2 protein-coding genes are annotated in these 11,284 nt (G+C 42.2%); both read right to left on the bottom strand.

Features of this window, described 5'->3' with window-relative positions:
• Positions 1 to 56 precede the first annotated feature (56 nt).
• Positions 57 to 4,343, bottom strand: coding sequence for a type I polyketide synthase (locus AC5590_RS08760; RefSeq protein WP_169268508.1), 4,287 nt, complete (start codon positions 4,341 to 4,343; stop codon positions 57 to 59).
• Between the two features lie 2 nt (positions 4,344 to 4,345).
• Complete coding sequence (locus AC5590_RS08755) at positions 4,346 to 11,125, bottom strand: non-ribosomal peptide synthetase (protein WP_169268507.1); 6,780 nt, start codon at positions 11,123 to 11,125, stop codon at positions 4,346 to 4,348.
• Positions 11,126 to 11,284 lie beyond the last annotated feature (159 nt).

The following is an 11,284-nucleotide window of genomic DNA, read 5'->3' as shown; positions in this document are numbered from 1 at the left end:
GGGACTCAGTAATCGCCAAAACTCTATCTTACGTTTTTCAATGTTGACCTACTTATTTATATTGCGATTTCTTCTCTTTCATCTGCATCTAAGTTGGTATCTAGTTCTGATTGTTTTTCTAGCTTTGGTACTATTTCAGCTATGGTGGGACATTCAAAGAAAAGTGCTACAGTTAATTGAATAGAAAAAGTCTTGCGTAATCGGGATATAACCTGAACAGCTATTAAAGAATCTCCTCCTAAATCAAAAAAGTTATCATGAATTCCTATCTGTTTAGTTCCTAATAATTCTTGCCAAATCTCAGCGATTTTTTGCTCACTCTCATCACGTGGAGCTATATAGGAATTGGGCAAATTAGGTCTTGAGTGAAGTGCAGACAATTTTTCTGGCTGAAAAACATCCGGCTTTCTTTGTAATGAAACCTCTGATTTGGTGTCAGTTTCTTTTTGCCCAGATTTTGTACTAAATGCAGCTAATGCAGAAGCTTGAGCCATAATAATCTTATGCTCAAACGTTTCAGTTTCAGGAAAAGCAGCAACTTGAACAAAATCTTGAGCGCGTAGTGCTTCAAACCACTGTTCTTTAATGATAAAAGGCTGACCTGGGCTGCGTCTTTTATCGTCTAAAGGTTTCAACAGCAGACCCCAACTAATATCAAAGTCTATTTTCTGCTGAATTATTTCCCACATTAAGAGGAAGCCGCCAGGAGCTAATAAAGAGCGTACATGGTGGAGTGTTTGATCTATATTCCGAGTTGCGTGTAACACATTAGAAGCTATGACTACATCAAAGCTATACTTCTCAAACCCTTGCTCAGTTGGCGACTTATCTATATCTAGTAATCGATATTCGACAAATGGATAGTCCTGAAACTTTTGTTGGGCTTGAGTTAGGAAGCCGTTACCAATATCAGTAAAAGTATAGTTGGTTTGTTTGGGCGGCAACACAGGTAATAATGCTTGCGTAGACATACCTGTACCCCCACCAATTTCTAGAACTCTCAGGTGAACAGATGATGGTAATGACTTGACCACCTGTTCCAAACTTGAGCGCAAGATAGAGTTGTAGTAAGTATTTAAGAAAGATTCTCGATGTGAACCGTTGTTTTCCCCTTCTACATTTGAACCATTGTTTTCTTTTTGATAAATTAGTTCATTGAAAATCTCTAATGGTTCTTGTTCACCAACAACAATAGCAGCTAAATTTTCACCACAGCGTTGCACTAAATCTAAATCTACTAAAGATGTAGAAGCGAACCTCGCTCGGACTTGTTGTAAATGTTCATTAATATAATGTTGTGAACATGGCACTAACCGAGTAAATAACCCCTCCTGTTGCTGTAGTTGTCCTTGTTCCACCAATATTTGTAACCATCTAGACAACAATTGCTGATAGCGGGGAGTTATATGGCATTGCGCCAATAAATTCTCCAAAGAATACTTTTCTTTGGCATTGCTAAAAGCCCCTAATTGCTTGAGTGCAGAGTTAATGTAGGCTGTGCATAAACGATCTAAGCACTGTCTGTTCTCTTGATATGTTAACTCGTTGAGTTCTGCATTTCTAACACTTGCTTGGTTTTGACCTGCTTGTGTAAGCGATGTCCACAATTGTGATGTTGTGGGTAAAGTTTGCAACTGTCCCCAAGCTGTTTTTTGTGGGGGATCAATCCAATATCGTTCGCGTTCAAAGGGATAAGTCGGTAGGGGAAGACGATAGTACTCTTGGTGAGTATAGAATCCAAACCAATCTACTTTGACCCCAGTCAACCAGAGTTGACCTAATGTGTTGAATAAAACATGAATATCGGATTGCTTTTCTTGAGGATGACGTACCGAAGTTAAGACCGTTTGTGCAGATGCTTTGTCTGGATGTCTTTTGACTAATGTAGTTAGTGTATGTCCTGGTCCCACTTCTAGTAAGACTTGCTCAGGTGTTGCCAATAATTTCTCTACACCTTGGGCAAACAGCACTGTGGAACGCAGATGTTGAGCGTAATACTCAGGATTTGTTGCTTGGGTGACTGTAATCCAAGTGCCAGTAAGGTTGGAAATATAAGGAAGTTTTGGAGGATTTAAAGTAACTTTTTTGACTCGCTCTGCAAATGCCTCTAAGATTGGTTCCATCATTTGAGAATGGAAGGCATGGGAAGTATGCAGGCGGCGACATTCAATACCTTGAGCAGCAAGCTGATTTTGTAGTGCATCTATTGCTGCTGTTGAACCGGATACTACACACTGCGATGGTTGATTAATCGCTGCAACAGAAAGTTCTTGCCCTAATAAGGATTTTATCTTGTCTGCGGGCAGAGGAACAGAAAGCATTGCTCCAGTGGGAAGTTGCTGCATCATCACCCCGCGTGCTGCTACCAGAGATAAGGCATCTTCTAAGGAAAAAACTTCTGCTAGAGTTGCTGCTACATATTCGCCAATACTATGACCGATCGCAGCTTGTGGCTCCACTCCCCATGACTGCCATAATTTAGCTAGAGCGTACTCAATCACAAAAAGCGCAGGTTGGGCAATGGCTGTCTGTTGAAGTAGCTTTGATACCTCGTCAATCTTTTCGTTGTTGGGGTAAAGAATATGACGTAAATCTACCCCTAATAGGGATTTAAGAATTTCTGAGCAATAATCAACTTGTTCTCTAAATACTGTCTCAGTCTGATAAATTTCCCGTGCCATGTTCACATACTGCGAACCTTGACCAGGAAACATAAAGACAACAGACCGTTCTGTAATCTCTGTATAATCAGTAAAAACTTGTTGGGCTGCTAAACTACTTAGAGCATTGACAGCATCTTCTAAGTCTTGACAAATTAACATCCGTCGATGATTAAAACCCCGGCGACCACTATTGAGAGTATAAGCAACATCACCCAAGTTAAGCTCAGGATGCTCCTTTAAATGCGCGACTAAATTACCTGTTGCCTTCTCAAGCGCCGTAGCAGTCTTAGCCGAAACTACCAACAATTGATAATTTCTCCCCTGCTCCCTGCTCCCTGCCCCCTGCCTCAACAAAGGTGCTTCTTCTAAAATTACATGAGCGTTAGTACCTCCCATACCAAAAGAACTAACTCCAGCACGGCGAGGGGTGTTATTTGTTTTCCATTCAGTCAGGGTTGTATTGACATAAAAAGGACTGTTGGCAAAATCAATTTTGGGATTAGGTGTCTCAAAGTGCAAACTAGGAGGCAGCATTTTATGTTGCAGTGCTAATACAGTTTTAATCAAACCTGCGACACCTGCTGCTGTATCTAAATGTCCCAAGTTGGTTTTTAGCGAACCAATAGCGCAGAAACCTTTTTTATCGGTAGTTTGCCTAAAAGCTTGAGTTAAAGCTGCAATTTCAATCGGATCTCCTATAGGTGTAGCTGTACCATGAGCTTCGATATAAGAAATTGTTTCAGCATCTACACCAGCTATAGCTTGAGCCTCGCCAATTACTGCTGCTTGACCGCTACCACTAGGAGCAGTGAAGCCCACTTTCATTGCACCATCATTATTAATTGCTGAACCTTTAATAATGGCATGGATGTAGTCGCGATCGGCGATCGCATCCTTTAATCTTTTCAACACCACAATACCAGCACCGCTACCGGCAATTGTTCCTTGTGCTTTAGCATCAAAAGCACGGCAGTGTCCATCAGGAGAAAGAATCATTCCTTCTTGATGTAAATAACCTATTTTTTGGGGAATACTGAGAGTAACTCCACCAGCTAAAGCTATGTCACATTCACCATTTAAGAGACTTTGACACGCTACATGAACAGCAACCAAAGAAGTGGAACAGGCTGTTTGTACATTTACTGCGGGACCAGTCAAGTTAAGTTTATATGCAACTCGTGTAGGTAAAAAATCTTTATCGTTGGAAAATCCTAATTGGATCGGATCAGTTGTTTCTAATAATTGATGATTAGGGTAAAGGTTATTGAGCAAATACCTACTCATCCCTACACCACCATAAACCCCTATTAAACCATGATAAGTTTGTGGATCATAACCAGCTTTTTCTACGGCTTCCCAAGCCAATTCTAAAAATAGGCGTTGTTGTGGATCTATTAACTCAGCTTCTTTGGCACTATAAGCAAACAAATTTGCATCAAACAATTCAATGTCTGATATAACAGCACTAGCTTTTACATAATTAGGGTTACTCAGCAAATCTAGAGAAACACCAGAATTTCTCAATTCTTCATCTGTTAGCCAGGATATAGATTCTACACCCTCTCGTAAATTCTGCCAAAACGATTCAACATCTTTTGCGCCAGGGAATTTACCAGCAACAGCAATTATTGCTATTTCAGAATTGTTAAATTCATTACTATCTACTGAATCTATTGTCATTTTTACCTTTTTCTCTGAGAGCGATATTGTTGCCTGGATTGTAATTGTTGGTTTCTTAAAATTTTACTTTCACTATGAAATTGACTACGATATTTTTTTTCATTCATTGTATCTTCTTTTTTGATTTTATTACTTAAGTATTGGGTTAAACTATTTATGGTTGGGTAATTAAACATATCAACAATGGATAGTTCTAAACCCAATTCTTCTTGCAATTGCTGATTAATTTTTACTAGGAGTAAGGAATGACCTCCTAGCTCGAAGAAATTATTGTAAATTCCCACCTTTTCTACTTGTAGTGCTTTTTGCCAAATGCCAGCAATGATTGTTTCTAGTTCTGTATTTGGCATTACGTAATCTGACAGTTCCTGATGTAAATCTGGGTCAGGCAAAGCGCGACGGTCTACTTTACCATTAGGTGTCAGGGGTAAGGACTCCAACATCACAAAAGCAGTTGGCACCATATACCCAGGCAGTTTATTGGAAAGGAACTGACGCAGCTCGTCCGTTGTCGGTGTACTTCGACTGACCTCGGCTCCGGCTCGCACGAGTCGCTCAGTACAAGTCTGCTCTTTTTGTGGCACTACATAGGCGACTAAGCGCTTATTACCTGGAGTTTGTTCACAGGCGATGACGCAACATGTCTGCACATCACCATGTTGCCCCAGTAGTGTTTCTATTTCTGCCAATTCAATGCGGAAGCCCCGAATTTTTACCTGATTGTCAATGCGTCCTAAGTATTCGATATTACCGTTTGGTAAATAACGCGCCAAATCCCCAGTTTTATATAATTTATTCTCTCCTATCTCCTCAAATGGATTGGAGATGAATTTCTCTTGTGTCAACTCTGGACGGTTGAGGTAGCCTCTTGCCAACCCAACACCACCGATGTGCAACTCTCCTGGCACACCCACAGGCACTGCTTGCAAATTTTCGTCTAAGATGTAAACTTGTGTATTGGCGATCGCTCGTCCAATGGTCGGTGAAGTTTGATCTTGCTCCTTAGCAACTACCAGCCCAGAAGTTGTGACAACAGTATTTTCAGTCGGGCCATAATTATTTACGACTTGGAAGGGGATTAAATCTGATGGATACTGATTAAGCTTATCTCCTCCAGTCAGTATGGTTCGCAAAGCCAAATTTTCAGTCGGCCATTCCAAAGACAATAATTCCTGTGCCAATGGTGTTGGCAGAAAACTTATAGTAATTTTCTTTGAAATCAACCAGTCTCGTAGCTTCACTAGGGAGCTAAGGAGCTGAGGTTTGACTAGGTGGATACTTGCTCCTGCCGTTAGGTAAGGCCATAATTCCCAGACCGCAGCGTCAAATGCTGTTCCTGCTAATTGAGTAGCTTTATCTAATGAAGTGATGTTAAAAGCTCTTTTGTGCCAGAACACCAAATTCAGCAATGCTTGATGGGCAATCAGCACTCCCTTGGGTTGACCCGTAGAACCGGAAGTATAAATTACATAAGCCAAGTTATTCGCTTGTGCTTCAGTGATGAGATTATCCTGACTTGACTGAGAAACAAGCTGCCAGTCAGTATCCAAACAAATAAGCTTTGCTTGATGTTGAGCCAGTCTGTCAACGAGTTTTTGCTGAGTTAGCAACACTGTAACTTGAGCATCTTCTAGCATAAAGCTCAAGCGTTCAGTAGGATACTCTGGGTCAAATGGTACATAAGCTCCCCCTGCCTTGAGAATCCCCAACAGTCCTACCACCATATCTAAAGAACGTTCTACGCAAATACCAACTAGCACATCTGCTCCCACTCCCAAAGACTTGAGGTAGTGCGCCAACTGGTTAGCACGATTATTTAACTGGTCATAGGTTAGTTGTTGATCTGCAAACACAACTGCCACAGCATCTGGTGTGCTCAAACACTGCTCCTCAAACAACTGATGGATACACTTATCAGAAGGATAATCTGCTTGAGTATCATTCCATTCCACTAATAACTGCTGTTGTTCAGCTGCTGTCAACAGTGGCAATTGTGAGATTTGCTGCTGTGGGTTAGCAATAATTCCTTCAAGCAATGTCACAAAATGACCAGTCAGTCGCTCAATGGTACTAGCATCAAACAAGTCAGTGTTGTACTCCCAAAAACCCACCAGCCCAGTGGCAGTGTTCTGCATTATTAAAGTTAAATCAAACTTTGCCGTTGTGCCTTCCGTTATCAATGGAGTGACAGTCAACCCAGTCAACTCTACTTGAGATGTGGACGCATTCTGGAGGGCAAACATCACCTGGAATAGTGGTGTATAGCTGAGATCCCGTTCTGGCTGCAATGCTTCTACCAGCATTTCAAAAGGCAAATTCTGATGAGCATACGCTCCCAAAGCGACTTCTCGAACACGACCCAGTAATTCGCTAAAACTGGGGTTGCCTGCCAAGTTAGAACGCATGACTAAAGTGTTGACAAAAAAGCCAATTAGCCCTTCTATCTCACTGCGATCGCGGTTTGCAATTGGTGTCCCTACCAAAATATCTGCTTGTCCTGTGTAGCGGTAAAGCAGAGTATCATAAGCTGCCAACAGCGTCATAAACAGAGTACAACCTTGCTCCTGGCTCAGTTTTACTAATCTATCAGTTAACTCAACTGAAAGTGTAAACTGTTGATATGCCCCAGCGAAAGTTTGCACAGCAGGTCTGGGTCGGTCTGTGGGCAGGGACAACAAAGCTGGTGCATCTTTTAGTTGTTGTTGCCAGTAACTTAGTTGAGTTTGCAGTACATCCCCTTGCAACCACTCTCTTTGCCAGATGGTAAAATCTGCGTATTGAATCGGCAGTGGCGCTAAAGATGGAGTTTGACCTTGAGAATAAGCATTGTACAGGGTTTCTAGTTCTTGGAGAAACACACCCATCGACCAACCATCAGAGACAATGTGGTGCATACACACTAACAAGACGTGTTCTGTCTCTGACAGCACCACTAATGTCGCCCTGAGTAATGGTTCACTTGCCAAGTCAAACGGTTGAATAGCTTGTAGTTGAGCTAATTGCTGTAAAGCACTTTCTTGTTCACTTGTTGGCAGATGTTGCCAGTCAATAATTGAAACTGTCCAAGGTATAAATGCTAGAGGCTCTGAAGTTCTTACTATTTCCTGTTCCCTATTCCCTATTCCCTGTTCCCTGTTCCCTGTTAAGCGTTCCCTAATAATTTGCGTTGGTTGTTCATTAACGCTGACGAAATTGGTACGTAACGCTTCGTGGCGATGAATAATTTCTTGTAAACTTTGCTCTAAGGCTGCTTGATTGAGAGTTCCTGCTAGACGCAAAGCCAAAGGAATGTTGTAAGAAGGGCTGTTCGGTTCAAATTGATCTAAAAACCACAAACGCTGTTGAGCAAATGACAGTGGTAAGTCTGTATTCTTGGCTCTTGGTAGAATGGGCGGTGCGGACAGTTCTAAGTCTTGTTGCTGTAACTGCTCAAGCGATCGCGCCAATTCAGCTACTGTTGCTCTTGCAAACAACTCACGCAATGGTAGTTCCACTTTGAAAATGTTGCGGATACGTGAAACCAGTTGCGTTGCTAGTAGCGAGTGTCCCCCTAGTTCAAAGAAGTTATCATGAATACCCACTAGTTCTACTTTCAGCACTTGCGCCCAAATTTGTGCCAACAGTTCTTCAATTGGAGTACGTGGGGCAATATATTTGTCTGTAATTTCGCTGTGTAAATCTGGTGCTCTTAATGCACGGCGATCTACTTTGCCGCTAGGAGTTAGAGGCAAGGACTCCAAAATAACAAAAGCATTTGGCACCATGTACTCTGGCAGCTTTGCTTTGAGGAATTGCCGCAGTTCGCTGATTGTGGGTGTACAGTCCTGATGTGCTACCACGTAGGCAACTAGGCGTTTATCACCTGGGGTATCTTCGCGGGCAATGATACAACATGTTTCTACATCGCTATGTTGGCTTAATGCTGCTTCAATTTCGCCCAATTCAATCCGAAAACCGCGTATCTTAACCTGATTATCGATCCGTCCTAAGTATTCGATGTTGCCATCTGGCAGATAACGTGCCAAATCCCCTGTTTTATAAAATTTACTCTCTCCTACCTTCTCAAACGGATTGGAGATAAATTTTTCTTGTGTTAACTCTGGACGGTTGAGGTAGCCCCGCGCCAAACAAACACCACCAATGTACAACTCTCCTGGCACACCAATAGGTACAGGCTGTAAAAATTTATCTAAAATATGAATTTGTGTATTGGCAATTGGCTTTCCAATCGGAGGAAGTAACGGCCAAGTGTCCACTGAATCAGTTAGTGTAAAAGTAGTGACTACATGGCTTTCCGATGGTCCATAATGATTGTGCAAAGTACACTCACTGAGTTTGCTAAACCATTGAGAAATGGCGGGAGTAATCTGCAACTGTTCCCCAGCAGTAATGATTTCTCGTAGATGACTAGTAACTAATTCACTACCAATAGCGATTTCAGCTAGTTGTTGTAAAGCAACAAAGGGAAGAAACAATCTTTCAACAGCTTTTTGTTGGAGAAAACCTAACAAAGCCAAGGCCTCACGGCGCAATTCCTCTGTAATCAACAGCAATGTGCCTCCAGAACACCAAGTAGAAAACATTTCTTGGAAGGAGACATCAAAGCTGATAGGAGCAAATTGCAGGGTTTTTGCTCCAGTAGAAATAGTATGATTTTGAAGTTGCCACAAGATGAGATTGCAAAGGGCAAGCTGATTCATGGCTACACCCTTGGGCTTACCTGTAGAACCAGAGGTATAAATTACATACCCTAAGTTATTCGCTTGTACATCTGTGATGACATTTTCCTGACTCAACTGAGAAACTAGTGGAGCGTCAGTATCTAAACAAACCAGTTTTGCTTGATGCTCAGGTAGTCTGTCAACGAGTGACTGCTGGGTGAGCAACACTAAAACTTGAGCATCTTCTAACATGAAAGCCAAACGCTCAGTAGGATAGTTTGGATCAAGTGGCACATAAGCACCACCTGCTTTGAGAATCCCTAACAGTCCCACGACCATTTCTAAGGAACGCTCGACACACAACCCAACCAATACATCAGCTTTTACACCCAAGGACTTAAGGTAGTGCGCCAACTGGTTAGCGCGGCAGTTTAATTGGTAGTAAGTAAGTTGTTGATTACCAAACTCCACAGCTACAGCATCTGGTGTACGCTGCACTTGCTCCTCAAACAACTGAGGGATAGATTTCTCACGGGGATAATCTACCTGAGTATTGTTCCACTCTACTAACAACTGTTGTTGCTCAACTTGTGTCAGCAGGGGCAATTGAGAAATTTGCTGCTGTGGGTTAGCAATAATACTTTCGAGCAACGTCACAAAATGATCTGCCATTCGTTCAATGGTAGACGCATCAAATAAGTCAGTGTTGTATTGCCACGCAGCTACCAGCCCACTGGTCGTGTTTTTAATAAATAAAGTTAAATCAAACTTGGCAGTTGTCCTTTCTGTTGCAAATGAACTGACAGTTAACCCACTCATCTCTACCTCAGACGTGGGTGCATTTTCGAGAACAAACATCACCTGAAACAGTGGCGTATGGCTGAGGTCTCGTTGTGGCTGCAATGCTTTGACTAACTCCTCAAAGGGTAGGTCTGGATGAGCGTAAGCTTCCAGTGTCACCTGCCGCACTCGACGGAGCAATTGCTGAAAACTGGGGTTGCCTGATAAATCGGTATGTAATGCCAAAGTATTGACAAAAAAACCAACTAACCCTTCAAGCTCCAAGCGATCGCGGTTAGCAAGGGGCGTTCCTACTACAATGTTATCCGAGCCTGTATAGCGATAAAGTAAGGTAACATACGCTGCCAACAGCGTCATGAATAGAGTGGCTCTCTCTTGCCTACTGAAATTGGCAAGTGCTTCACCCAGTTCATTGGAAAATTTTGTATATTGAGTTGCACCCCGGTAAGTTTGAATCGCTGGTCTTGGTCTGTCTGTGGGTAATTCTAATAAGGTGGGAGCGTTTTTGAGTTGTTGCTTCCAGTAATCCAGCTGCGTTTGGAGTACTTCTTTTTGCAACCATTGCCGTTGCCAAGTCGCAAAGTCGGCAAACTGAAGTGGTAGTTCCGGTAGCTTTGGGGACAAATTATTGCAGAGCGCTGAGTAAATGGTTGCCAATTCCCGCATGATTATACCCATTGACCAACCATCAAAAACAATGTGGTGTATTGTGAGTATAAAGACGTGTTCTATCTCAGTGATTTTAACCACATAAGCTCGGATTAACGCCGAATTAGCCAGGTCAAAGGGTTGATTAGCTTCTTTTGTCGCTAATTGTTGGCAAGCAATTTCTCTTTCACTTTCAGGTAGTTTTGTAAGGTCTACTACTGGCACACTTAATGTTAAGCTGTCAGCAATGACTTGGACTGGCTGCTCATTGAAGGTGCGGAAGTTGGTACGTAAAGCTTCGTGGCGAGAGATAATTTTGTTGAAACTTTGCTCTAGCGCCACAATATTCAAGTGACCGTGAAGTTTTAGAGCTGCTTGTTCGTTGTAGAAGGGGTTGTCTGGTTCTAACTGGTTTAATAACCACAGTTGTTCTTGGGCAAAAGACAGAGCTAAGTTCTGAGGACGTTCGGCTTTAATTAGGGGTAAATCTGTAGCAGTGTCTGCATTTTGTTCTTTTAGCAATAAAATTAGTTCTGCTTTATTTTTAGCTAATAAGTCACGAGTTTCTGGTGTCAATACTCCCTTGGGAGCATTAACACGTAACTGCTCACCGTCAACCCACAACTTCACACCTTGTTTAGTAAGGTCGGCTACCCATTGCTTGATATTCACAGAAACTTTACCTCCAAACAGCTTAATTCGTCATAAAAAATTATTTGTTAAGTAGGTCAACCTAATTAAACATAAAATGTCATTACGAGCGTAATGGAGTGAAGCGTAAGCGCAAAGCGCACGAATCGAGCGAACGCGCAGCGTGTCCCCTTGGGACTC

This window comes from Brasilonema octagenarum UFV-OR1 (assembly GCF_963888615.1).
Taxonomy (GTDB): Bacteria; Cyanobacteriota; Cyanobacteriia; order Cyanobacteriales; family Nostocaceae; genus Brasilonema; species Brasilonema sennae.
The sequence above is the reverse complement of the archived record's forward strand: the minus strand, read 5'-3'. Positions and strand labels throughout refer to the sequence as shown.

Excerpts from the sequence above, each read along its gene's own strand:
- AC5590_RS08760 (WP_169268508.1), bottom strand. The coding sequence starts at position 4,343 with ATGACAATAGATTCAGTAGATAGTAATGAATTTAACAATTCTGAAATA.